This is a genomic window from Azospirillum oryzae, assembly GCF_008364795.1.
Classification (GTDB): Bacteria; Pseudomonadota; Alphaproteobacteria; order Azospirillales; family Azospirillaceae; genus Azospirillum; species Azospirillum oryzae.
Map to the genome: position 1 here is coordinate 26,110 of NZ_VTTM01000019.1, position 22,550 is coordinate 48,659.

Sequence of the window (22,550 nt, forward strand, 5' to 3'; positions counted from 1 at the left end):
AGGTCAGCCGGACGCCCGGCGGCTGCGGACACGGATCAGGCCGCTGCCCTCGGGGTCGGCACGGTCAGGCTTCAGCATGGCGTCCAGCAGACGGGCGTCGCTGGTCCAATAGGGCACGTACCATGTGCGGTCGGGGTCCATGACCAATGCGCGCTTCGTCGCGGCGTCATAGGCGCCCAGCGGCGCGATGTGACCGAGGCCGACGTCGCCGGTCAGCGTGCCCTGGTCGAAGGCCAGCAGGATGATGTCGTCGGCGCTGCGCTCGTTCCCGGCCAGGATGCGGCGCAGCTCGGCCAGCGTGGCGGGAGAGGCGTCGCGCGGGCGCCAGACCTCCACCTCGGCATCGATGTTGTAGGCTGCAAGGCTGCGGTGGACATAGTCGATCAGTTCGCCGAACGAGATGCCTTCGCCGTCGTCGGCAATGGCGGCGCGCCAATGGTCGTCGTCCAACCGGTCGAGCAGCTGCTTGGGCGTCACCAGCCGTTCCGACGCCAGGGCCGGCAGTCCACGCAACGCGTTCAGCATCATCGTCACGCTCGCCAGCGAGCAGGAGGCGCCGGTCATCTGCGGCACGTAATAGGGGCTGAGCGCCCAGTAATCCGGCGCCGGGGCGGTGCGGACATAGTCGCTGGCGCGGGTGATCGGGACCGCGTCCGGGCCGAATTTCGGCTTCACGTCCTCTTGCGCCCAGGCGGGCGCCGCCGTGGGCGCTGCCATGCAGGCGGTCCACAGCAGAAGGCCGCTTCCCAGGATTCTCGCCAAAGTCCCTGCGGTCCACGTCGCTTGCGTCATCGGAAAACGGTCTCGGTCCGTCTGGTCTGAAAGAAAGATGCGCCCCGTTCCCTCGCCGGGGCGCGGCCTGCATATGGTGCGCTGCGGGACGTGAGCCAAGCAGCGGAAAGTTCGATGCGGGGTCCCCCAAAACGCAGATGGGCGGAGCCCGCGCCGCCCGATCATCGAGCAAAACAGGCTCCGCCCATTCCACGGCTACTGCGCGTCGGAGGCGTACCCCCGATGCGCCATAGCCGGACCCGTGCGATCAGACGGCGTCCCAGAAATGCTCCAGACCGACCGCGCCGACGCCTTCGGCGCCCATCTTCGCCCAGGCGAGGTCGTGGATGCCCATGGCGAAGGCCGGCGAGGACGCCTGCAGCGAGTAGTCGCCCCAATAGGCGTTGGTGAACATCGGCTTGCCGATCACATCGTGATCGCCGTATTTCGGCACGTTGTAGACGAGGTTGTTGTCGATGACGAAGTCGTTGGCGCTCAGCAACTCGGTATAGTCGTCGAGCGGCAGGGTGCCCATGACCACGTTCTTGGTGATCGTGTTGTTGTGCGGATCGCCGGCGGTGCCGTGCACCGGCTGCCATTCGATGCGGATGAAGTCTTCCTTGTTGTTGGCGATGACCGAGAAGTTGTTGGTCACCACGTTGTTGTCGCCGCCATGGATCTGCACCGAGGCCCAGTCGGCGTCCTTGATGAAGTTGTCCTTGACGGTGATGCCGCCGGCCATGTCGTCCAGATAGATGCCGAAGCCCTTCTGGCCGTACATCCAGGTATCCTGCGCGCTGGTGGCAAGACCGTTGGCGTGCTCGATCCAGTTGCCCTGGATGACCATGCCGGTGTTGGCGCTGGACCGGCCCAGGATCTCGATGGCGCCGTCGTCGGCGGTCTCCAGCCCGGTGTAGGAGATGTGGTTGTACTGGATGATGTTGTTGTGGTTCACCGTGTTGGTGGTGCCGCCGTAATCCTTGAACGAGATGCCGTAGCGCGCGCTGTGGTCGATGTCGTTGTTGGAGATCAGGTTGTTGTCCACCCCGGTGCCGATGATGCCGGCCACCGCCTTGCGCACTTCGCCGATGTTGCTGATCGTGTTGGCATAGATGCTGTTGCCGTTGCTGCGGCCATCCATCTCGATGCCGTTCTCGGCCATGTGGTTCAGCGTGTTGTGGGCGATCTGGTTGTTGGAGGAGCCGGCGGTCAGCTTGATCGCCGAGCCGACGTTGAGGAAGCTGTTGTCGCTGATGTGGTTGCCGTCGGCGTTGGTCAGCAGCAGGGCGTCGCCGCCGGTGGTGGTGTTCTTGAAGGTCAGCCCGTCGATGGTCACGTCGCTGGCGCCGTTCAGCTTGACCAGCGTGCCCAGCCGCGGCACCTCCACCCCGCTGGAGACGAAGCCGGAGCTGGCCGCCTTGTAGAGCAGCTTGCCGTCGGTCGACCGCCACGCGAACTCACCCGCCTGATCGACATAGGAAGCGTTGTTCAGCAGCTTGTAGGTGGTGCCTTCCGCAAAGGGCAGGGAGGCGCCGTTCTTCAGCATGATGGTGCGGGTGGAGGCGTTGAAGCTGGCGATGCCGGTCAGCGTGTCGCCCAGCCGCTCGGCGTCCATCACCTGGATCAGCGTGTTCGGCTGGATGTCGGCGCTGGTCACCTCGGTGCCGTGGGAGCGGATGTACCAGCCGCTGGGGCCCCCGGAGGCCGCATCGGCGAAGTGCCAGCCGCTGGTGACGTCGGCGGCGTCATAGGCGAATTTCTCCGCCAGATGCTGGCGGACGTCGCCGACGATCAGGTCGAGGTTGCTGGCCGTGGCGAGCTTGGCCGAATAGAGGCCGTTGCCCTCGCTGGTGAAGCTCTTCACCACCTCGCCGCCGCTCAGCACCGGCTTCTCGCCAGGGTAGTTCTGGAAGCTGTGACCGTTGTCGAGCGAGGTCAGCTCCAGCGTCTTGGTCAGGTGATAGGTGCCCTCGCGGACATAGGTGGTGTCGATGGTCGAGTTGGCCCGCATGGCCGCCTGCGCCTTCTCCAGGCTGGCGAAGGGACCGTCGGTGCCGTCGGCGTTCGGCGCCGACAGCTTGCCGGACCACGTATCCTTGCCGTTGGCGGCGACATAGAAGGCCGGCTTGGTCGGGGGGGTCGGGACCGGGGTCTGGTTGATGGGCGCGTCGCCGAACAGGTCGGCGCCGGCCTTGACGTTCAGGGCGCCGCCCCAATAGAGGGCTTCCTGGCCCTTGGCCACGTCCTTGCCGTCGACGGCGCCCTTGTCGTAGGTGACGATGCTGTCGGTGGCGGCGACGGTGTGGCCGTTGATGGCGACCGACTTGACGAACAGGTTTCGGTCGACGCCGTTCACGGTGGCGTCGTTGTCATACCAGACCTGGACGGTGTGGGCCTTGGTCGGGTCGACGTTGGCGGTGAATTTGTAGGCGGCGGTGGTGGCGGAAGCCTTGGCGTCGCCGATCACCTGCCCATCGACCAGCAGCTTGAAATGCGCGGCCTGTCCGCCGGCCGAGGTGCCGGAGGCGTTGACGACGATGTCGACCGGCTTGGTCGGGGTCGGCGGCGGCGGCGGGACATAGGCACCGCCGAAATATTCCTCCGGCATGCCGAAGCTGAGGGCGCCGCCCCAATAGAGGGCTTCCTGGCCGGCGACCACGAATTTGCCGTCCACCGGACCCTTGTCGTAGGACGCCATGTCGGAGGTCGAGGCGATGGTCTTGCCGTCGATGTTGATCGACTTGACGAACAGGTTGCGGTCGACGCCGTTCACGGTGGCGTCGTTGTCGTACCAGACCTGGATCTTGTGGGCCTCGTTCGGGTCCACCTTGGCGGTGAAGGTGTAGTCGGTGGCCGAGGTGGCGTTGACCCAGGCGTCGCCCACCACCTGATCGTCGACCAGCAGCTTGAAGTGCGGGGCCTGTCCGCCGGCGCTGATGCCATAGGCCTTGACCTTGATGGTCGTGGTCATGCTGGCGGCAGTCTCCGCATCCGGGGAGGTGGAGGCGGTGGAGAACATCGTGGCGGGCAGCGGCACATTCAGCGCACCCGGCCAGTACATTTCCGTCTGTCCGCCGATGACGTTCAGGCCGTCGACCTTGCCGGTGTCGTACTTGACCGACGGGTCGATCGACAGGATGGTCTTGTCGTTCACCTCGAACGATTTGACGAACAGGTTGCGGTCCACGCCGTTAACCGTGTCGTCGTTGTCATAGACCAGCTGCAGCGCGTGCGCCTTGTCGGCCGGCACGTTGGCGGTGAAGACGTAACGCGACTGGGTGGCGGAGGAGACGGTGGCCTCGCCGATGCTGGTGCCGTCCAAAAGCAGTTGAAAATGCGGCCATTTTCCGTCAGCGGGCGTGCCCCAGGCATTGACCGCGAAGGTGACCTGGATCGTGCCGTCGGTGTTGGTGGTAGCCATTTTGGAACTCCGCTTTATGGGTATCGCCTTGTTCCGCAGGCTCGTCCGTTAGCCTTAATCGCGTACTAACACTTATGGTTAGGAAATTATGAATGAGGGGGTTTCCCGTGGCAGAAGTGAGACAAATGTGAGACGACAAAAATGTTTGCACATGGACAAAATAGTTTGCACATGGACAAAAATATCTGCTCCTAGCTGAGCTTGCGCTCGCTCGGAATCCGCGTACTATCGAAAGAGGTAGTCCGCTTCCGAGGGGATAGCATGGGGCGCCGCCGGTACAGCTTCGACGAGGGCAGGATCGCCCGCTTCCATGCGGAGGGACGCGGCACCGGGGCCGGCGCGGATTACAAACCGTGGCTCACGGTCCAGGACGTGCCGTCGAGCGGTCGCACGCACCGCCCTCATGGCCTGAAGACTGGCCGCGTCCATCATCTGCTGTCCGACATAGAATGCGACCTCTTCTACATCCTCGACTGGTCCTCCTCAGTGATCGATATCCGCGAGCAGTTCCCCCTTGACCGCGCTGCAACCCAGGCCATTGCCGAGCGGATCGGCGTCCAGCATCCCCGTGACACTGCGACCCGCACCCCGCTGGTCATGACGACTGATTTCCTGTGCGATGTGATGCGTGAGGGGCGACGCGTCTTGATCGCGCGTTCGGTGAAACCGGCTGACAAGCTCGAGGACGACCGGGTCATTGAAAAGCAGGAGATCGAGCGCCGCTATTGGGGCGAACAGGGTGTCGATTGGGGCATCGTCACCGACGCCGACATTCCTGCGACTTATGCCGAGAACATCGGACGCATCCATAACTGCGCCTCAGTCGCCGACTTGGCGCAACCTTATCCTGGCTATTACGCTGAGAAGGCTGCGCTGATCGCCCGGGAGGTGCCGATGTGCACCCACCTGACGCTCCACCAGTTTTGCGCCGAGATGGACCTTCGGCTGGGCATGCCGCCGGCAACCGCCCTGATGCTGATCCGCCACCTCATTGTTACGCGGGTTGTGGTCTGCGACCTGACGCAGACCTTGGACTACGACGCTCCGCTGACATGGCTGCGGCCGGCCTCGTCCGGTCATCAGGGGAGGCAATCGGCATGACCGTCCTCCGCGTCAACGCGCTATTGTCGTTCGTCGCGGAATCCCGCATTGAACGGGTGCTTTGGCTTGACCCTCTCGGTCGGGGCGGCTTCCTGATTGATATCGCCGTCGATGCGGCGATGCCGGTGTTTCGGTCTTCGGAGGAAATCGACCGACTGCGATCTGACGCTCTTCTGGCCGATATCACCGACGATCCTTGGCTGGCTCCGCTGGCTGAACCCACGATCCCCGAAAGTCATCGGGCTCGCCGTGAGGCCGCCTGGACCCTGATCCGTCCGCTCCTCGCCGAACAGCCGGACATTTTCTACTCCGGTCGGCGGGCGCTCTTGGTCCGGCGGGTCATCGCCCAGACGGGCTCCAACCGCTTCACCCTCTATCGGCTGCTCAGACGTTTCTGGCAGCGCGGCATGTCACCCAATGCACTTCTGCCCGACTACGACCGTTGTGGTGGACGCGGCAAGACCAAGGCAGCATCCGAAAAGAAGCGTGGCCGCGTCAGCGGTACCGGTATCGTTGGTGTCAATGTGGACGCCGAGATGCGCCGCCTGTTCCGCGATACGGTGACACGCCACTTTGCCGTCAACCGCCGGCTCGACATGGCCGGCTGCTACGACGCGCTGATCAATGACCACTTCACAGATCTTCGGCTGGACGAGGACACCGGTCGACAAAAGGCCATCGTTCGCGCAGACCTGCCGACGTTGCGCCAGTTCCGCTACTGGTTCGAAAAGGACAACGACGTCTTCCGCATCGAGCGCCAGCGGCGCACGGCCCAGGTGTACGACAAGGATTTGCGGGCGCTGCTCAGTACCTCCACTGGCGAAGTCTTCGGCCCCGGTTCCCGCTACCAGATCGACGCGACGGTCGCCGACGTCTACCTCGTTTCTCGGCTCAACCGGCGGCGGCTCGTTGGCCGTCCGGTGCTCTACGTCGTCATCGACGTGTTCAGTCGTATGATCACCGGTCTCTACGTCGGATTTGAAGGGCCGTCCTGGGTCGGGGCCATGATGGCGATCGCCAACGCCGCCACTGACAAGGTGGCCTATTGTCGGTCGTTCGGCATCGAGATCGGCGAGGCCGACTGGCCCTGCCACCATATGCCCGACCGGCTACTGGGCGATCGCGGCGAAATGATCGGCTCCGCTGTGGAGACGCTGATCCAGAACTTCCACGTTGAGATTGAGAACACCGCTCCCTATCGGGCGGATTGGAAAGGCATTGTCGAACAGCGCTTCCGTCTGCTGCCGGCGCGGTTCCGCGCCTATACGCCCGGCTACATCGAAGGGGATTTCCAGCAGCGCGGCGCCCGCGATTACCGCCTCGACGGCACGCTCGACATCGACGAATTCACCGCCATCATTATCCAGTGTGTGCGCTACTACAACACGCAGCACCTGATCCGCGGATACCCGCGGGATGCCCAAATGATCGCCGAGGAGGTCCGGGCAATCGCTATCGAGCTGTGGGAGTGGGGCGTGGCGCGGCGGAGCGGCCAACTGCGCGCCTATCCGTCCGATCTGGTCAGGCAGAGCGTGCTGCCGTCGGACGACGCCATCGTCACCCCGCATGGCATCCGCTTCTATGGCTGCTTCTATACCTGTACCAAGGCGATGGCCGAGCATTGGTTCGAGCGTGCTCGCCAGCGGAGAAACTGGACCGTGCGGGTGTCCTACGATCCTCGCTGTTTGAACGAGGTCTACCTGCACGACATAGATGGCGGTCGCATCCGCTTCATTCCCTGCGTCATGACCGACCGCAGCGCGGCCTACCGCGACCGCACCCTGTGGGAGATCGACCAAGTCCGGCAGGAGGAACGCCGGGTCCAGAACGCCCACCAGCCTCAGGCGCTGCAAGGCCGCGTCGATCTGATGCAGTCGGTCAAGGGCATCGTCGCCACCGCCGAGGCGAAGCAGGCTGCGTCACCGGTGGGAACGGACAGCGACCGAAGCAAGCTGAAGGCCATCCGTGACAACCGCCGGCAGGAGCGCCGCGAGAACCAGGAGCGTGAAACCTTTCGGTTCGGATCACCTCCGGCCAAGACGCCGCCCGGCGGGAACGTGGTTCCCATCGTGCCGCAACCGACCGCCGAGAATTACAGCCTACCGACTGCGGCGGAAATCCGCGCCCTGCTGACAAGGAAGCCGGATGATGATGGACAACGCTGACGAACCATTGACCCTGCCGGAGTACCGCGACAACGCGTTCATCGAGCGGTTGCCGCCCATCCTGTCGACGGCGGAGGCTCTGGGGCAGTTGACCGATCTGCCCCAGTTCGACAAGGCGGAGCGGCGATTTCCCGCCCACTTGCGCGCCCATTGTGTTCAGCGCCTGGGGCGTTACTTCGACCCGCTCGACCGCCATCTGGTCTTGGAGGCGCGGTTCTCAATGCTGATCCGCCAGGGCTATCTCGCCCGCAACCCGACCAACGGCCACTATATCCGCCGGTTGCAGAACGCCCATGAGCGTCTTGAACAGTGCGACCTCGACACGGTCGTTCGTCACTCGATCGAGCCGACCGCCAACGGCTTTGCCATCGTCGGCTGCTCAGGCATCGGCAAGAGCCGGGGCATCGAACGGGTGCTGTCCCTCTACCCCCAGATCATCCAGCATTCCCGGCCGTTCAGCCTGAAGCAGGTGGTTTGGTTGAAGCTGGACTGCCCCTACAAGGGGTCACCCAAACAGCTCTGTATCAATTTCTTCGCCGCGATGGACCGCCTGCTCGGCACCCGTTACCAGCGTAAATACGGCTCCACCCGCCACGGGGTGGACGAGATGATGGCGCGCATGGCCTACGTCGTCGAATTGCACGCGCTGGGCGTCTTGGTTGTCGATGAAATCCAACATTTGCGCCAGGCGCCGGGGGCGAGCCGCGACGATCTGCTGAATTTTCTGGTGACGCTGGTCAACACCATCGGCATCCCGGTTATGATCATCGGCACGCTGGCCGCCGTTCCGCTGCTGCAAAGCGCATTCCGTCAGGCGCGCCGTGCCAGCGGGATGGGCAGCCTGACTTGGGAGCGGCTGCCATCCGGCCCGGCTTGGGACGGCTTCGTCGAGCGCATGTGGAGTTTTCAGTGGACGCGGGAACACACCCCGCTGACTGACGATATCCGGCATGTACTTTACCAGGAGACGCAAGGAATCGTCGATCTGGTGGTGAAGCTGTTCATGCTGGCCCAGGTCCATGCCATGCAACTCGGCGTCATGCGTGGCCGTGACGAAAAATTGGACGTTGGGTTGCTTCGCCACGTCGCCAGCGAAAACTTCGCACTGGTGGCTCCGATGATCGAGGCATTGCGGACCAACAACGCCAAGGCTCTGGTCCTGTTCGACGATCTCAGCCCGCTGCACGATCTCGTCCAGCAGACAATCGGCGACGCGACGGCACGGTTAACCACTTTCGCAGCCTCAGCCGTGCCATCACGTGCGGCTGCTCCAATGCCAACAACGCCGGTGATCGAAGGGGATCGGGGGGCGCTGTTGCGAGCGATGGGAACGCTCGGGCTGGCGCCTGACATTGCCGAGCGCATCCTGTCCGAGATCCTTGCCGAAGCGCCAGGTCTCAACCCCATCGACGTGATCGGCCGGATTGCCGGCAAACTCCAGGATCGTGGACCGGAAATGCGCCCGGTGAAGCGGCGGGGCGTTCGGAAAGAGAAGGTCGATCCGCCGCCGCTTGACGCCGACGATTTGCGGTCGCTCGCGGCACGGGCGAAGACTGAGGAGCGCTCCGCCCACGCCATCTTCCTTGATGCCGGGGTGGTGAAGCCGCCGCTGGCGGATTTCGCCGCGTGAGGGCGGGATGCTGGCCTACTTCCCGGCTATCTATCCAGACGAAACGCTGTACAGCGTGGTGGCGCGTTATCATCAGCACACCGCATCCAACAGCGTGAAGGAAACGCTGATCGAGCTATTCGGCCGCCGGACTGTGCGCCTGACGCCGGTCTCGGTTGGATGCCTTGGGGACCTCGCCCGTCGTCTGCCGTCGGACCGGGGCTTGACGGCTGAGCGGTTGGCGCTCTCCAACACCTTTTACCCCTACTGCGTGGCCTACGAGCCGGTACCGGTGCGTCACGCCATATTGAGGGGAATGATCCATCCCGCCGCCGAGCGCGTCGACGCAGGTTGGGACATCGCCGCCAACCCCGCCCATTTTCCAGCCGTCCTGCGTGCTTGCGTGGTGTGCCTGGCGGAGGATGTCGAACGGTTCGGCGAACCTTATTGGCGACGGGCGCATCAGTTGCCCGGCGTGATGGTCTGCCCGGAGCATGCCATTCCGTTATCCATTGCCGATGCAGCGGGTCGGCTAGCCGATGTCCAGGGCCTGATCCCGGCGGCAGCGATGTCTGACCTCACTGAAACGCCCATTCCGGCCTGGGCGCGGCACCGTCCGTGCGCCGCCTTGCTCTTGGACATCGCCCGTCGCTCTCACCGGGTGCTGTCGGCACTGCCGGCGGAGACGACAGCGTCGACCCGCCTCGACGCCTTGGCCGCACGGGGACTGACCAAGGGGCCGACACGGGTGGATCATCGGATGCTGTGTGAGGCCTACGTCGGGTTCGTAGGTCCGATCCGGTCGGTGCTGCCGGAGGCGGGGAGCACCAGCTGGCTGCGAGCGATGACGAATCTCGCAAGTCCGCCGATCCACCCCTTGCAACATATTCTGTTCGATCTGCTGCTCGAAACCCTTCCTGTCCTGGCCCGGTCGAATGCTCCCACGATGCCTCGCGGAGGGTAAGCGAACGCACGTGATGACGCCCGAACCGAAAGGTGGGGGTGCCGGAGCCGGGAAGTACAGAGAAGCTTGTGAAAAATGCAGCAGTCAGATGATTTTCCCTCTATCGAAGTGGCTGACGTTGCCGATGCTCAGCAGATGGGTGGACTGGGTCGAACGCGGACGAAATCATGACTCTAGTAGTGCAGTTTCTCGAGCATCCAGTCGACCTGGAAATTTACTGGCTGGCCGGATTCCGAGAGACTGTGGATCACAAATGGCAGGTCTGCGCCGTCACCAGCGACATTGGTACTGGCGCCTTGAAGAAATGGTGGTTGCCGATCGGTTTTCTGCCATTACTTGCACCTGGCCACGCCTTTATCGGAGGCTATCGCTCTACCGTTCCGCGCTTTGGTCATACCATGCCGTTAAGGATTGACGATGTCGGGACTGGGGAGGAGGTAACGACAGCCGCAATTCCATCCGAGGTCTATTCCTTCGGCGGGCGCCGCCGCGGCATTCAGCGTTTGCTGCGCTACCGGCAGGGCGAACGGGTAATCCTAGTGCCAACCATTGAGATGGTCCGCTACCTGTTCCTGCACAACAAGACTATGGCCAACGCCCTGATGTGTCCGGGCGGAATCATGGAGTTTTATTACCCCGAAGAACCCGGCTTTCAATCGGACCTTCATCTGCGCTTTACCAAGAGAATGCCTCGCTCCTGCCTGTCCGAGGCCTTTGTGAGCGAGTTCGCCTGGATTGCCGTCGATCCGGAAGGCCGCCGTTCTTGGGACAGCGTCTGTGACCGGACGGCTGGGCAGCAATACGTGAGCATCACCCCGCCCCGCCTGCTTGACTCCCGCTGGATGATACGTGCCATTGAATGCGAGGGGACGATTCTGGTCCTTGAGATCCTGTCGATGACCGGCAAGCGCTTTCCTTGTGATGTGCTTCGCTATTCGCACCCCACCATCCGGAAAACCAAACTGTTCCGCCCGGCCGGCACCAAGTCACACCATCAGGACGAGGACGCTACAACGGCGGAGCCCATGAATGCCCATCATCCGGAAATCGACATCACGGCCGCCGGAAGCCGAACCAATGTCCGTCAGACTGCGCTCCATGTTCCGGCCAAGTTTGGGACTTTCGACCGCCTGATTCCTATCCACCGTGTAGTGCTTGAGGCACGCCCGACTTCCGATGCTTCGGACGAAACGGTTGAGCGGGCGCCATTCCGGCCGTCGCGCGACCGAGGACATCCGCGCCGGTTCCGTATCACTGTCAGCGTCGCCGAGGAGGATTCTTCCGACGCTCTTCCACCGATCGAATTTCATCTGCTGGAGCCCGCCGGACCGGACGAGGTAGGGGAGCTGGAACCGATGATGACGGTGATCCGGCTGATGGCGGACGCGTTGCCGACCGTACACGTCGCCAGTTCACTGTGCCTCCTGAAGCCGGGCAGGGCGTTTTCCCTAACTGGTCGGTACCGCCGCTCCTGCCTGATCGCGCTCTTCACACCGAAGGCCGGGGTTCCGCTGGTGCTGATGACCGTCGATCACTCCGGCGAGCATGCCCTGTCAAGCCTCGCCTTGACCTACCGCCGCCCCTGCTCCTTTCAAGAGATGGAAGTACACCTTGCTGCGCTCTTGAATGGGTTGGTAGACAATGGCGGGCATTGGGACATGGGTAGAGTGACGGATTGGAGTGATTTGGTCGCGGTGAGACGTTTGCCTAGGGTCCTTCGTTGCCGTGACCGATTCGAGGACGAGGACTATTTATCGGTATGGGCTACGAAGCTCGGCATAAAGCTTGGTCTGATTGCTCGGGAGTAATTTCGTGCGCCCGTGACCGCCATGAAAATATAGGCCATTTGTGGATGTTCGACGCTGAGGCGAAGCGGGCTCCCAATGCCTCAGCGTCGTGACGATCAGTTCGGCAGTTCGGCAGTGGTGAAGGGCTCGCCCCAGGTGCCGTTGTGGCACTGCTGAAAGAGCGGCAGACCGGCATTGGCGCCTGACGTGAGGACGAAGTCGAGCTTCACGACGCCGCCGTTCGGATGAAAGCGGGACGATGAAAGACAGCCGGTCGGGTCCGCTTTCCACGCGGCCAAGGCTTCGGCAGTGCCGGAGGACATGGCGACAACGATACCGGGCGTGACGGTGGTACCGAACGGAACCGACGTGTCGGCGACGGCCGGGGAGGCCATCAGGAGCGCGATGAGGGAAACAGCGGGATAGCGTAGCATGGTCGAAGCTTCTCGTCTGGTGGATGGGGGGTTCCAGATGTTCAGATCGTTCCCAAGCAGCAGCTCGGCATTTGAAGCAGGACCAATCCCCGTTGCGCGCGGATCTGAGGCGCCTCAGCACACCGAACAACGTGATCAGCAATATTCAACGTAGCCCAGGTCAGAGATTGTTGCAGTCCAAATATCGCGTGGGGGGCTGTTGGTATTCCATCTCGTAGATAAACCCCGACTCTAGCCCCTCCGCCGTGTTGATCTGATCTGCGATAACTGCTGTGAGTTTCAGCGACGAGTGCGCAGGGAACAGGATCTCGCCTTCACGACCTGGCAAGTGACGCGCTGGTGAGCCAACGGGCACCGTGATCCTGGTCAACAGCGGGGCGAACCGAGGAATCCGGAACGTTGATGGGTAGACGAACCGTCCGGCCTCCACGGCGCACATGCTGGTCGACAAGAAGCAGGGGACGTTCAGCACAGCGCCCACCTGCAGATTGCGAACCTGAGCGTCGCGCCGCCCCCATCCGCGCCATAGAATCGCGTCATCCGTCGTGCACTGAACAACGCAAGCAGACTGAAGGCACCGGATGTGCGGCATCTCGTTGGCATCATCGGGTTCAGGCGTCTTCGCATGACGTCGATGCAGCGTCGCGATCATGCTGGTGCTGGATGCGCCGTATGCCTGGACCGCCAGTCGTTGATGATGGTCCAGAGAGGCCCCAGGAACGAGTTGATCTCCCAACTTATTCAGCTGGTCGCGCTTATCCGCTTGGCTGAGATCTCGGACAAGATTGCTGACGTCGAACACTTAGAGCACTCCGAGAATTAGCGACCACCGACTACAGGGTATGGCCAATGTGTTGCACGTCTGAAGAGTGAGCCATCTCATTGCTGTTGTTATTGGGGATTTTCTGGATGATCAGGCCCGTGTCATCCGAGCACGGTTATTAAGATTGACCTCAACCACCTCCAGCAAGTCCACACCCGGCGTGAGATGGGTTTGGAGGTGGTTGAGCAATGTCTTCGCGCTCGTGGTTGTCTTGATCATCCAAGAGGAGGTAGAGGTGTGCCCTGCGTCCTCGAAATAGCTATTTGGCTCGGCTCCTTCAAAATCTCTCAGTTTGGCCACGACAGCCTCATACCGATCATCACGGCTTCCGTTGGCCGTAGTCGTGTCCGCAAGCCGATAGGTGACGAGATAAGTCGTGGGAATCCCAAGAATTTCCTCTGCCAAGTTCCCCAGCGCGTAGTCGTTGCCCGACATTTTCATACTCCGTTTAATAGTCTTATGATTGGGGGCTTTCTGGATTACTGCTGGATGGCGAGGTCGGGGCGCGTGGCGTTGTCGGCCTCAATCGCGTCCCAGAGGTCGCGTAACGCCTTCATCACTGCCGGAGAGCGCCCGCCGCCGCCGGCCAGCGAACAGAACTCGACGGAGGCAGTGTCGTCCTCCCATCCGGGCGTCGTGTGGTGGCTGTGCAGGTGGTAGGGCATCCCACGCGGAGCGGCGCCGATGGACAGGATGACGTCGCCGTCGTCATGGCGTGTCAGCACCAGGGCGCGTTCTGCGTTCATGTCACCGATGCGGCCGATGATGCGTGCCATGGTGCGGATCCTCGTGCAGCTGGCGGGGGGTATGTCGGCGCCTGCACCAGTGTCCTGCTGGTTGATGTGGCGCACCGCCTTTTCTCGCTTGTAAATATGCACTGTTATGTGCGACGATTCAAGCGCACTCAGAACCATGAACAATAAAAATGGACCGAGGGTATATTCGCCAGGATCGCACTGGGATGACAGTGGCCGACCAGCAATGCGCGCTTGCCGGTGCTGGCGTTCCTGTGGATGGCCAGCACGCGCCGGTCTACATTGACCGACTTCACGCTGCCGGCCGCAGAGCCAAGCGGCTCAAAGTCAGCGATCTCGACCAGCGTGAGCACTGCATCGCGGACGTGCGTGCCGGCGCTCGCATGGTCGTGGCGTCGCTCGACCGCATCGGCCTGTCGCATGAAGACATCGCCGCCGCGGTGGCGCGGGTGATCGGTAAGGGCGCCGCCGTCTACGATGCCACGGCGGGGCAGGAGTTGGGGCCGGAGACGCCAACCCCGGATGTGCTCACGGCCGTTGCGGCGGCGGCGAAGCGGCTGAAGGGGCAGCGCACCGCTCCGGCCCGGAAGGAACTGGATGAGCGCCGCAAAGCCGGGTCGGTTAAGAGCGGCCCCGTGTCGAAGATTGACCAGCTTCCGGCCGACAAGCGCGATGAGCTGCGGTGCGATTGGCTAGAGCGCCTAAGCCTGTCGCAGACGGCGCTGGAGAAGAAATGGGGCATGGCCCGCAACACCATGCGCAAGGCGTTCGGTGACCGCGGCGCTCCGCGGGGACGCCGGAAGAAGCAATCTGCTTAAGGAGAAATCGTATGTCGAGAGGATTGCCGGAGCACGTCAGTGACGATCCTGATCTCATCAAGCGCCTGAAGATCGCCCTGAAACAAGCGTTCGTCGCGCGCTTTAACGAATCTGATTGGAAGGAGTTAGCGCTTGTAATGGATCTTGAAGAGGAGATCCGTGAACACCCACGCTTCCTTCGGAGCTGCCAGTGGGGGGACCCGGACTATGATGGTCATGTTCTCGATCTGGTGGACGTGATTTTCTTCAAACGTGCCAGTCGTGTCGGCGAGATTCTCGCTCTTCCGAAAATTGCGGCATGGTTCCACTCCAACGCGGACGACCTGCTTGAACTATGGAAAGGACAACCCGATCCACTGGTTGATGCGTTGGCTCATGGGCTCGACGAACTCACAACCGCGTCGAGTGGACTGGACATCGACGTCTACAAGCGCCGCATCAGCGACGCGTTGCCAAACGATCCCGCTCAGGCTGTTGGATCGACCAAAGACATGCTTGAGGCGGTGATGCGTACCATTCTCGCAGAGCGCGGTGATCCGAATCCTTCCAGACATGAGTTTCCAAGCCTAACTAGCGCGTGTCTTGCGCAACTCGGGCTGAATCAAGGGCCGCCGAACTCTGAATGGGACAAGCTACGCAACGGGATCATTTCTAACGCCTCGAAGACAGTGGGCGCGATTGGCATGTTGCGCAACCTCGGTGGTACCGGACATGGACGGGTGCTTGGCCAAGCACCGGATATCTCAACCGAAGACGCGCAACTGGTGGCGGCAACGGGCTTCATTTTGGCGGCATGGTTGTTGAGGCATCATCGTCACGGAGATTAGTCGAGAGACTACAAATAGCTGAGGTTTGACCCCAGTTTGATGTGCCCTACAGTTTGTAGCCCTTCATCAAACTGGGGTCAAACCTCTAGGATAGGAGCTTAACGGTGAGAAACGCACCGGCGTTCGTGCTCATTGTCTTGGTTGCATTTCTGGCACACCGAGTAGCAGTGCTCGAAAACCAACGTTACGCGCTTCAGACTGGCATGTGTGAACGGACCAGCGTCGGTTGCCTGGATACCATCCAGACCAGAACTTCTTGGCTCTGGAATTTCATCTACGGCATTACCGGGTAAAGAGGGATCGCAAACCCAGCAAAGGAGGGGTACAGCCTGCCGAAGGTGGCGGAGGTGATCGGTGTGAAGAAAGCGATCCTGTACGCCGCCATGCCCGGTGGGGCGCAAGCCCTCCTGGAAGAACCCATTATCCACGAAATCACTTATCCCGAATAAGAACCATTGTACAAAGAAGGGCAATTGGTAAAATGAGAAGCGGCATTCCAAAGATAATTACCGTCGCCATGGTGATGTTGTTTGCGCAAGATGCGTTTGCACAGAACATTTCTATTATTTGTGATGCTACCTTTTCGGGAAGTAGTGTTGACCAAACATCGGGGACCTATGGCTTCACCTTCCAGCCGAAGAACAAGTTGCTCACCGATAGCCATGGAAATCGCTTCGCAGAGGTCGAAGTTTCAGACACAGAGGTGTCTGGGAAAAGAGTGATTGTAAGCCCGGAAAATGAAACAAGAGGGGTCATAATGCACGTGCGGATAAACCGTAACACTTCTCGCTTCGAGGTTGGCTTAACTTATGCCGATGGCAAAGATACAACCGGTTCAAAATTTTATGACCCTAACTATATGTTTGACGGGAAACCACAACAACGATTTCAAACGTCCTTCGGGACCTGCCGAACTGCTAAGAACCTATTCTAATTAGCCAAGAATCATGCCGCTCGATCCAAACGCAGTAACTGGGGCATCTGCAGAAGCGTTAGTGACAACGCGATTGCTGTCATTTAGCGTCAACGTTGCTCGCCCGGTTATCGACAGCGACCGCATCGACCTGATTGCGTTCAATGTTGATGATGCTCAGGTTGCATTGGCACCAGTTCAAGTGAAAGGGTCGACGGGTCAACGGTATCAGTTCCAGCGGGACCTATTCGACACGCCTGAAATTTCATTGGTTCTGGTGTGGTATGCCATGACAGCAACACCACGATTTTTCGTGTTCGGGTGCTTGGCTGATGTTGAGGCCGCCCTCGGGGGTTCAGTCGGTTCGCCAAGTTGGCTCAATGACGGAAGCTATTCTATGACCCCCAGAGGTGCTCCGGCTCGACTGCCGCAAGAACGCATCAGGTTGATGACACCTCATGAGAATCGTTGGGACCGCATTCTCAACAAGATCGGAGTTGCTGTGCCGATCCCGGCTGTTGCGGGCCCGTAAGCGTCTATTAAAGGAGGAGTGAATCAAAAAAACTACGGTGCACTATGTATAATACAGCGTCGCGTATGTCCTGCAAGGCATTTTCGTTTCAGTATTTTTAAGGATGTGAGCAGGCATTGCAAACAGCTAATCACTTCCATTCAGGAGGCATGATGGATTTTAGCTCCGCGCAAGCTGTCAGTGCGATGATCACGGGCGCTGTTTCAATAGTAACCGCAGCCCTGACAGCCATGGTAACAGTATGGTTAAATAATCGTCGTGCGATGGTTGATGAAAAGCTTGCTCGCCTCAAAGGAGAAATTGATCAAAATCTTGGTGCGCGACGCGCTGTCGTTGATGAGCGACTTGCCACTTTAAAAGCCCAGCTTGATCGTGAATTGGCAGAACAGAAGGCTTTTCTAGAGAACAAAGCTCTGTTTGCTGCTGAACGGGTGGCCCATGAGCTTTTAATGCATCCTCAATGGGAGCAACGTTCGTTCTCAGCTATCAAAGCAAAGCTTGGCGGTTTCGAGGATGACAGACTGCGGCAAATTCTCGTACAGGCAGGTGCGATACGTTTTATGGTTAGGAACAATGAGGAGTTCTGGGGGCTGCTTGATCGTAATCGGCATAATTTGGGGTGAGTCCGATTTTATGAAAGCGATAAATACCATCTTAATAGGTAATATATCAGCGTCCTGATTTAGGATACCGGCCATGCGAGTTCCGGAAGGTTATTGCTTACCTCCTTTGAATGATGGGCTCAGCAAGGAGCGAGAACAATTCAGGATGCGATCTGGTTTCGAGAGACGCTGGATTATGCCAAGACCCTCCACCACGGGCAGGTCGATAAGGCCGGTGCGCCCTACTGGCTGCACCTGGAGCGGGTCGCCAGTCGGCTCGTCGACCCGTTGCTGGTTACCACTGAAGCCACCGCTGATCCTGCTGTCCCGTTGTCGGACACCTGAACGAATTTCACAGGTGATGGCGCTTGCTGCCAACAGGTCGTTGGCGTAGAATGCCAACATGAATGCCGAACTCGTCATCCGCCGCCGCGTCGCTTACGGCAACCGCGACTTCGCCGAAATGGTGGTGTGGCGGGTGCCCGAGCCCGTTCCGCCAACCACCCACGGATTCAAGTACCGTCTGGTCTATATCGTTGACGGGCGGCGGGTGCTGGGGTTCGACAACGAACGCGGCAAGGGTGACCATCGGCATCAGGACGACGCCGAGCATCCCTACGAGTTTGTCAACGTCGACCGGCTGCTCGCCGATTTCGTGGCGGCGGTGAGGCAATGGAGGACCGACCATGATCGAACGTGACATCCGCGTCGATACTGACGCCCTGGACCAAGCGGCCGCTGAGGTTGCCGCTGCTTGGAAGGCGGCTGAAGCGGGCCATCCCGCCGCGGCCACCGATCGCCTCTACTTCGCAAGCTGGGAGGCCCTATGCGCCGTTCTGACGCCCAAGCGCTACGAGTTGCTGCGGCACCTACGGCGTGCTCCTGCGGACGGTATTCGGGCGCTCGCGCGTGATCTCGGGAGGGACGTCAAGCGGGTCCACGAGGATGTTACCGCGCTCGAAGAACTGGGACTGATCGAGCGCGGCGCCGACGGTAGGCTAACCATGCCCGTCGACGAGATAGCCTCGTCGATCCGCTTCGCAGCCTGAATGTCCAGAAAAGGAGTAATAAATGGACTCAGATACTGTTGATATACTAATCCGCTCCTATCTATTGTATGCGGGAATTCCCGTAGTGGCTGTGGGCCTGTTATATATAGTATACAAGACATTTTCAAAATAGCTGCAGCATCAACTGTGTCTAGGTACAGAGCGACCATGGCGACGCCCGCGGCGCCGATCAGCAGCGCCAGCAGCCCGGCCCAGCCCGCGCGCTGCGCGTCGCCCTGGTCAGGCGGCCGGTCGGCCGCCGGTACCAGCTCGCGCCCGGTCCTACACCTGGGCGACCTCCGCGGCACCAATCAGCAGTAAAATTTTCGCGCATCCATCAATGCGCGCGATAGAATCCACCCGTCGAAAGGGTGTAGCGAAAGGGAGAGAAGACGATGCGACGCATAGCGCAGATGGACCCTGAAGGATGCGGGGTTGCATGTGTCGCCATGTTGGCAAAATGCAGCTACAAGCGTGCACGGGATATACTGTTTCCTGAGGGCCAGGAGGTGAGAGCTACTAAACATGATCAACTTCGAGCTGCCCTTAAGGAACTTGGCGTGCATCTTGGTCCAGGGCGCCGGCTATCTCAATATTCATATAGTGACCTTGGTGTAGACGGCCTCCTTCGTGTTCGCGTCAAAAAAGGAAGCCAAGAACCGTGGTGGCATTGGATGGTATGGGAGGCAAAGTCCAGTGCCATTCTCGATCCCTATAACGGCCCACTGTCCAACCGCTTTTGGCAGCCGTCGTCGTTTTTCGAAGCACAACGGACCTGAGTAGAAGGTCTACAAATGGAGGAATGTACCGTGAAACCAGACCAGAGTACTGATCCGCTTGGTCGTGGGTACTGGCGAACGCTCACGGACGGCCAAAAGCGGTTGCTTGCAGCATTGACTGACGACTACCAGCCGCTAAGAGCGGTGCTAAGCCAAGTAGAAGCAAATGCCATGAAGGTTGGCGGTCAAGTAACCTGGGAGAAGCTCGCGATCATCCAGGCACTTGAAGTGGATATGAAGAACCGCGACGATGTCTATGTGCGCCGTGGTAAGCGTTGGCAGTACCTTTGGGACCGCTTCGGGCTTGATCTAACCAGATGGGAAGTTGCGCTTTCCGAAGTATCGGCCGAGTTGGATGACCACTTTGCCGCTGGGAAACTCTAAAGGTTGAGGGAAGATGTGGAGTGAGCGTGACTTCCTCAGCTTGGATGAGGACACCATCGAGCCAGTTATCGCAGAATACCTCGACCTTGGCCGAGATGCGTTCCTGCGTCGATACAGCGGCCTTGCCTATCCCGCTCGAACGCATTTCCTGTTCGCGGCTGGCGAACTCTTGGATGCAAAGGCGGTGGCGTTCGTGGCATTCGAACGGCGTTTCGGTCCCGCCGTACGGGAGGTGCCGCCCAGTGAACGGCCGCACACCTCTCTGGTTGCCAGGCTGCTGCGCCGGCTCGATATTACGGTCGTACAGTACGACGCCGGCCGGTTGGTTCTGGAGGTGATCCCCACCGTCTTGGACACATATGATGTTTCCGACGAAAAGGAACCCTTCTCCCAACCGGATGGCCGCAGAGTGCCCCCGGCAGTGAGTAAACTCGGAAAGGATCATCCGAACTTCCAACCCCGCCAGCAGTGGTTCGAGCGGCAGATTACGAGGCTCGCCGAGGCGCGCCAAAGCCGGTTTGTGCCGTGGCAATTCAAGACAAGCGATGGCAAAGCTCGCAGGCTGGACCAAGGGTGCGTGGGGTTCGCGATGGCGAACGGCTTTCTGGTCATGCCCGAGAACCGAGAAGAACTCCTGCATTTCGTGGAACTCTCTGCGCGTGCGCTTGGCGAGGCACAATCCTCTCTGAGCGATGACCCAGATGATGCGGGGATTGTCCGAACCGTAACGGCTACGACATCGAGGCCAGGGCAGCGCAGCTTCAGCGTCAATGTGCGACGCGCCTACGCCCATCAATGCGCGGTTACTGGGTGCCGCACGCCGCAGGTGTTAGAAGCGGCCCACATCGGTGTGAAGAGCGGCATCGACGACAACCGAATGACGAACGGCATCTTGCTTCGCAAGGACATTCACGGACTGTTGGACGCGCTCCTGATTACTTTCGCTCCTGACGGCCGTAGCATAGTCGTCAGCGATGATCTGGATGATCAGGGTTATGAGTTTCTGAACGGTGCCGCGGTTACCGAACCAGTTCGGGGGCCACGGCCAGGCGCTGAGAACATTCAACAGCACCGCGACCGCTTTCGCCTCCGGCAGCACCGGAGGCCGTGATGCTGACCGAGACGGCAGCCCTCGACGTGCCAATATTTTGGCGCGATTTCAGTCCAGAAAAGGAGGAAATCGGAGATAATGAATATCTGTACTATAGCTAATCATTATCTTCCTTATCATAATCCGGAATGTAAATTAGTTTAGCTGCGGTCGGCAAGAGCCGGCATTTCAACGCTGAAGCTTTATTTAACAGGAGCGATCCAAATGAGTATCGTTATAGAACAAGGAATTCTGCGTTGCCCGAAATGCGGCTCGGAGAACTTACATCACCATGCAGTCACTGTTTGCGACCGGAACGAGGACGCCGACACGGTGATTCGGTCGGTCGTTGTGGGTAGCGCTACGCGAATGGACGTATGCGCTAACGGTGTATCACGAAATCCGAGCAGTCGTCGTCACGGCCTTTTCATCCAATTCAGTTGCGAGATTTGCGGCCGCCAGGACTTGGAGCTAACCTTCGCCCAGCACAAGGGCAGACCTACGTCGAGTGGCGTTGAGCCGAGCCCCCGAATTATGGAGCCTCCGCGATGGCCGATGACGCGATCACCTTTGGTCAGCGAGGGCAAATCAGGCGTGGCGACATCCTGGTAGGCTGGATCGAGAAGCGTGATGACATGCCACCAACGACATGGAGGCTGAGGCTCACGCCTGCATCAGGCTCCCCCGGAATCAAGGGCGAGTTTCCGCGCCGCAAGGATGCGCGGGCTGAGGCGCTGCGCCTTCTCGAAACCATGAACCAACAGTCTATCTGAGGAGGGTCGGTCCGTTACCGTCGCTGCCTCCAGCGACGGTTTGCAGGCGTACGCAACGTCCGAATTCGGCTTCCTAGATGAAATGTTACGCCGACGACCACGGCACCCCGAACATCGAAGGCGGTGGGAGGTCGCGCTTGCAAGGGATCAAATGGCCCTTGGCTGACGCTACGCCGGGCACTCAACCATGCGACTGCTGCGGAGGGACTTGCGGATGAAGAAAGACGATCGTCCGGCGACATTCGCCGGACGATCCTTAGTGTTTACACTCATTGTCTCTGATCAGGTCATATCAGCTAGTCTGTCAATCGCCGGTCCCTGACAAGCCGGTGCAGTTACGATCATTCGAGCTACGTCTGGCCCGTAGATCAGGAGCACGAGCGCTAGGAGAATCAATCGGACGGTATGCAGAACCTCGGACAGATTTGGGCGCATTGCAGCTTCCTCGCTCGAAGTCGTTAACAAACCGTTAACATTCAGAACGTAGCGCATCTTTTATAACCAAAATGTTAACCATAAAAAAATATCTCCAAGCAGAGTTGTCCGCGGCGGCGGTGGAGGTGGCCGCGCAACCGGCCCGCCGGCCGCTGCCCTCCGCCAGCAGGCCCTGCGCGTCGACGGCGCCGATCAGCAGCAAAAATTTTCGCGCATGGCGAGCATGCGCGCGGTAGACTCCTTCGGCAGAAAAAGCGAGGCCCCATGAAGCGCCGGCTATCATCCGTTCATGATCCCGAAATGCCTAACAGGCGCCGCTCGGCAGATGTCGAACCTCAATTACCTGCCCCCACGTGGGACACCAGAGATTATGTTAGCCAAACACCGCCCGGCGGCTCCTGTCCAGTCCGGCGGAGCGTAGCGGAGCCGGGCTGGGGAGGGGCCGGCAGCAACGCGGCCGGCGCCCGGGGGGGGGAGCCGAGCGCGCGGTGGGCGCGGACGGGGTGGGAGGGGGGCGG

Annotated in this window: 23 protein-coding genes; 15 read left to right on the forward strand and 8 right to left on the reverse strand. The window is 60.4% G+C overall.

The genetic code is table 11. From position 1 onward, the window contains the following. Nucleotides 1-3 precede the first annotated feature (3 nt). Both FZ938_RS29460 and FZ938_RS29465 read right to left on the reverse strand, forming a co-directional pair. Nucleotides 4-717 carry a phytochelatin synthase family protein gene (locus FZ938_RS29460; RefSeq protein WP_246457304.1) on the reverse strand — a complete coding sequence of 238 codons (714 nt, stop codon included), beginning with the start codon at nt 715-717 and terminating at the stop codon, nt 4-6. Between the two features lie 322 nt (nt 718-1,039). Further along, nucleotides 1,040-4,192 (reverse strand): carbohydrate-binding domain-containing protein, encoded by a 3,153-nt coding sequence (locus FZ938_RS29465; protein WP_149201727.1) that lies wholly within the window; start codon nt 4,190-4,192, stop codon nt 1,040-1,042. 261 nt (nt 4,193-4,453) lie between these two features. Here FZ938_RS29465 and FZ938_RS29470 point away from each other — a divergent pair, with 261 nt between their 5' ends. The 5 genes from FZ938_RS29470 (at nt 4,454) to FZ938_RS29490 (ending at nt 11,839) form a co-directional block, all read left to right on the forward strand. After that, nucleotides 4,454-5,293: a TnsA endonuclease N-terminal domain-containing protein gene (locus tag FZ938_RS29470; protein WP_149201728.1), complete on the forward strand. Its 840-nt coding sequence runs from the start codon at nt 4,454-4,456 to the stop codon at nt 5,291-5,293. After that, entirely contained in the window at nt 5,290-7,458 is a 2,169-nt protein-coding gene (locus tag FZ938_RS29475; RefSeq protein WP_149201729.1) for a Mu transposase C-terminal domain-containing protein, read from the forward strand. Before FZ938_RS29470 ends, FZ938_RS29475 begins: the two co-directional genes overlap by 4 nt. Then, the gene (locus FZ938_RS29480) at nt 7,439-9,088 is read left to right on the forward strand and encodes an ATP-binding protein (RefSeq protein ID WP_211101195.1); all 1,650 of its coding nucleotides are present in this window, start codon (nt 7,439-7,441) and stop codon (nt 9,086-9,088) included. The genes FZ938_RS29475 and FZ938_RS29480 overlap by 20 nt, the downstream gene beginning before the upstream one ends. A 7-nt stretch (nt 9,089-9,095) precedes the next feature. Beyond that, the gene (locus tag FZ938_RS29485; protein WP_149201730.1) at nt 9,096-10,031 is read left to right on the forward strand and encodes a TniQ family protein; all 936 of its coding nucleotides are present in this window, start codon (nt 9,096-9,098) and stop codon (nt 10,029-10,031) included. A 167-nt stretch (nt 10,032-10,198) separates the two neighbouring features. Next, entirely contained in the window at nt 10,199-11,839 is a 1,641-nt protein-coding gene (locus FZ938_RS29490) for a hypothetical protein (RefSeq protein ID WP_149201731.1), read from the forward strand. Nucleotides 11,840-11,934: 95 nt separating this feature from the next. Here the strand turns inward: FZ938_RS29490 and FZ938_RS29495 are convergent, their stop codons facing one another. The 4 genes from FZ938_RS29495 to FZ938_RS29510 all read right to left on the reverse strand — a co-directional run bounded on the left by FZ938_RS29495 (nt 11,935) and on the right by FZ938_RS29510 (nt 13,851). Further along, nucleotides 11,935-12,252 carry a hypothetical protein gene (locus FZ938_RS29495; protein ID WP_149201732.1) on the reverse strand — a complete coding sequence of 106 codons (318 nt, stop codon included), beginning with the start codon at nt 12,250-12,252 and terminating at the stop codon, nt 11,935-11,937. A 160-nt stretch (nt 12,253-12,412) separates the two neighbouring features. Beyond that, nucleotides 12,413-13,054 carry a hypothetical protein gene (locus tag FZ938_RS29500; protein WP_149201733.1) on the reverse strand — a complete coding sequence of 214 codons (642 nt, stop codon included), beginning with the start codon at nt 13,052-13,054 and terminating at the stop codon, nt 12,413-12,415. Nucleotides 13,055-13,165: 111 nt separating this feature from the next. Continuing rightward, complete coding sequence (locus FZ938_RS29505) at nt 13,166-13,510, reverse strand: hypothetical protein (protein ID WP_149201734.1); 345 nt, start codon at nt 13,508-13,510, stop codon at nt 13,166-13,168. 44 nt (nt 13,511-13,554) lie between these two features. After that, a complete protein-coding gene (locus FZ938_RS29510) occupies nt 13,555-13,851 on the reverse strand; it encodes a hypothetical protein (RefSeq protein ID WP_149201735.1) in 297 nt (98 codons plus the stop codon). 185 nt (nt 13,852-14,036) lie between these two features. Here FZ938_RS29510 and FZ938_RS29515 point away from each other — a divergent pair, with 185 nt between their 5' ends. From FZ938_RS29515 to FZ938_RS29535, 5 genes are all read left to right on the forward strand, one after another. Beyond that, nucleotides 14,037-14,648, forward strand: a complete 612-nt coding sequence (locus tag FZ938_RS29515; protein ID WP_149201736.1) for a recombinase family protein — start codon at nt 14,037-14,039, stop codon at nt 14,646-14,648. A gap of 11 nt (nt 14,649-14,659) precedes the next feature. Then, a complete protein-coding gene (locus FZ938_RS29520; protein ID WP_149201737.1) occupies nt 14,660-15,475 on the forward strand; it encodes an abortive infection family protein in 816 nt (271 codons plus the stop codon). Nucleotides 15,476-15,956: 481 nt separating this feature from the next. Continuing rightward, nucleotides 15,957-16,409, forward strand: a complete 453-nt coding sequence (locus tag FZ938_RS29525; protein ID WP_149201738.1) for a hypothetical protein — start codon at nt 15,957-15,959, stop codon at nt 16,407-16,409. Between the two features lie 13 nt (nt 16,410-16,422). Beyond that, nucleotides 16,423-16,920, forward strand: a complete 498-nt coding sequence (locus tag FZ938_RS29530) for a hypothetical protein (protein ID WP_149201739.1) — start codon at nt 16,423-16,425, stop codon at nt 16,918-16,920. Between the two features lie 152 nt (nt 16,921-17,072). After that, the gene (locus tag FZ938_RS29535) at nt 17,073-17,543 is read left to right on the forward strand and encodes a hypothetical protein (protein WP_211101196.1); all 471 of its coding nucleotides are present in this window, start codon (nt 17,073-17,075) and stop codon (nt 17,541-17,543) included. A gap of 90 nt (nt 17,544-17,633) precedes the next feature. On the opposite strand, the gene FZ938_RS29540 is transcribed toward FZ938_RS29535, so the two are convergent. Further along, on the reverse strand, nt 17,634-17,927 hold the full coding sequence (locus FZ938_RS29540) for a hypothetical protein (RefSeq protein ID WP_149201741.1): 294 nt from the start codon (nt 17,925-17,927) through the stop codon (nt 17,634-17,636). Between FZ938_RS29540 and FZ938_RS29545 the strand changes: the two genes are divergently transcribed. From FZ938_RS29545 to FZ938_RS29565, 5 genes are all read left to right on the forward strand, one after another. Further along, the gene (locus FZ938_RS29545) at nt 17,926-18,222 is read left to right on the forward strand and encodes a toxin-antitoxin system TumE family protein (protein ID WP_149201742.1); all 297 of its coding nucleotides are present in this window, start codon (nt 17,926-17,928) and stop codon (nt 18,220-18,222) included. The genes FZ938_RS29540 and FZ938_RS29545 overlap by 2 nt on opposite strands. After that, nucleotides 18,209-18,571 carry an HVO_A0114 family putative DNA-binding protein gene (locus FZ938_RS29550; protein ID WP_149201743.1) on the forward strand — a complete coding sequence of 121 codons (363 nt, stop codon included), beginning with the start codon at nt 18,209-18,211 and terminating at the stop codon, nt 18,569-18,571. The genes FZ938_RS29545 and FZ938_RS29550 overlap by 14 nt, the downstream gene beginning before the upstream one ends. 809 nt (nt 18,572-19,380) lie before the next feature. Beyond that, nucleotides 19,381-19,734: a hypothetical protein gene (locus tag FZ938_RS29555; RefSeq protein ID WP_149201744.1), complete on the forward strand. Its 354-nt coding sequence runs from the start codon at nt 19,381-19,383 to the stop codon at nt 19,732-19,734. 13 nt (nt 19,735-19,747) lie between these two features. Continuing rightward, on the forward strand, nt 19,748-20,845 hold the full coding sequence (locus tag FZ938_RS29560; protein WP_149201745.1) for an HNH endonuclease: 1,098 nt from the start codon (nt 19,748-19,750) through the stop codon (nt 20,843-20,845). A 527-nt stretch (nt 20,846-21,372) separates the two neighbouring features. Further along, complete coding sequence (locus tag FZ938_RS29565; protein WP_149201746.1) at nt 21,373-21,597, forward strand: hypothetical protein; 225 nt, start codon at nt 21,373-21,375, stop codon at nt 21,595-21,597. A gap of 469 nt (nt 21,598-22,066) precedes the next feature. On the opposite strand, the gene FZ938_RS29570 is transcribed toward FZ938_RS29565, so the two are convergent. Continuing rightward, nucleotides 22,067-22,315 (reverse strand): hypothetical protein, encoded by a 249-nt coding sequence (locus FZ938_RS29570; protein ID WP_149201747.1) that lies wholly within the window; start codon nt 22,313-22,315, stop codon nt 22,067-22,069. Nucleotides 22,316-22,550 lie beyond the last annotated feature (235 nt).

Coding starts and splice junctions, on each gene's coding strand:
- FZ938_RS29565 (WP_149201746.1), top strand. CDS start 21,373: ATGGCCGATGACGCGATCACCTTTGGTCAGCGAGGGCAAATCAGGCGT.
- FZ938_RS29530 (WP_149201739.1), top strand. CDS start 16,423: ATGCCGCTCGATCCAAACGCAGTAACTGGGGCATCTGCAGAAGCGTTA.
- FZ938_RS29515 (WP_149201736.1), top strand. CDS start 14,037: ATGACAGTGGCCGACCAGCAATGCGCGCTTGCCGGTGCTGGCGTTCCT.
- FZ938_RS29550 (WP_149201743.1), top strand. CDS start 18,209: ATGATCGAACGTGACATCCGCGTCGATACTGACGCCCTGGACCAAGCG.
- FZ938_RS29495 (WP_149201732.1), bottom strand. CDS start 12,252: ATGCTACGCTATCCCGCTGTTTCCCTCATCGCGCTCCTGATGGCCTCC.
- FZ938_RS29560 (WP_149201745.1), top strand. CDS start 19,748: ATGTGGAGTGAGCGTGACTTCCTCAGCTTGGATGAGGACACCATCGAG.
- FZ938_RS29570 (WP_149201747.1), bottom strand. CDS start 22,315: ATGATAGCCGGCGCTTCATGGGGCCTCGCTTTTTCTGCCGAAGGAGTC.
- FZ938_RS29505 (WP_149201734.1), bottom strand. CDS start 13,510: ATGTCGGGCAACGACTACGCGCTGGGGAACTTGGCAGAGGAAATTCTT.
- FZ938_RS29540 (WP_149201741.1), bottom strand. CDS start 17,927: ATGTTGGCATTCTACGCCAACGACCTGTTGGCAGCAAGCGCCATCACC.
- FZ938_RS29545 (WP_149201742.1), top strand. CDS start 17,926: ATGAATGCCGAACTCGTCATCCGCCGCCGCGTCGCTTACGGCAACCGC.
- FZ938_RS29470 (WP_149201728.1), top strand. CDS start 4,454: ATGGGGCGCCGCCGGTACAGCTTCGACGAGGGCAGGATCGCCCGCTTC.
- FZ938_RS29525 (WP_149201738.1), top strand. CDS start 15,957: ATGAGAAGCGGCATTCCAAAGATAATTACCGTCGCCATGGTGATGTTG.
- FZ938_RS29490 (WP_149201731.1), top strand. CDS start 10,199: ATGACTCTAGTAGTGCAGTTTCTCGAGCATCCAGTCGACCTGGAAATT.
- FZ938_RS29465 (WP_149201727.1), bottom strand. CDS start 4,192: ATGGCTACCACCAACACCGACGGCACGATCCAGGTCACCTTCGCGGTC.
- FZ938_RS29535 (WP_211101196.1), top strand. CDS start 17,073: ATGGATTTTAGCTCCGCGCAAGCTGTCAGTGCGATGATCACGGGCGCT.
- FZ938_RS29475 (WP_149201729.1), top strand. CDS start 5,290: ATGACCGTCCTCCGCGTCAACGCGCTATTGTCGTTCGTCGCGGAATCC.
- FZ938_RS29460 (WP_246457304.1), bottom strand. CDS start 717: ATGGCAGCGCCCACGGCGGCGCCCGCCTGGGCGCAAGAGGACGTGAAG.
- FZ938_RS29520 (WP_149201737.1), top strand. CDS start 14,660: ATGTCGAGAGGATTGCCGGAGCACGTCAGTGACGATCCTGATCTCATC.
- FZ938_RS29485 (WP_149201730.1), top strand. CDS start 9,096: ATGCTGGCCTACTTCCCGGCTATCTATCCAGACGAAACGCTGTACAGC.
- FZ938_RS29510 (WP_149201735.1), bottom strand. CDS start 13,851: ATGGCACGCATCATCGGCCGCATCGGTGACATGAACGCAGAACGCGCC.
- FZ938_RS29480 (WP_211101195.1), top strand. CDS start 7,439: ATGATGATGGACAACGCTGACGAACCATTGACCCTGCCGGAGTACCGC.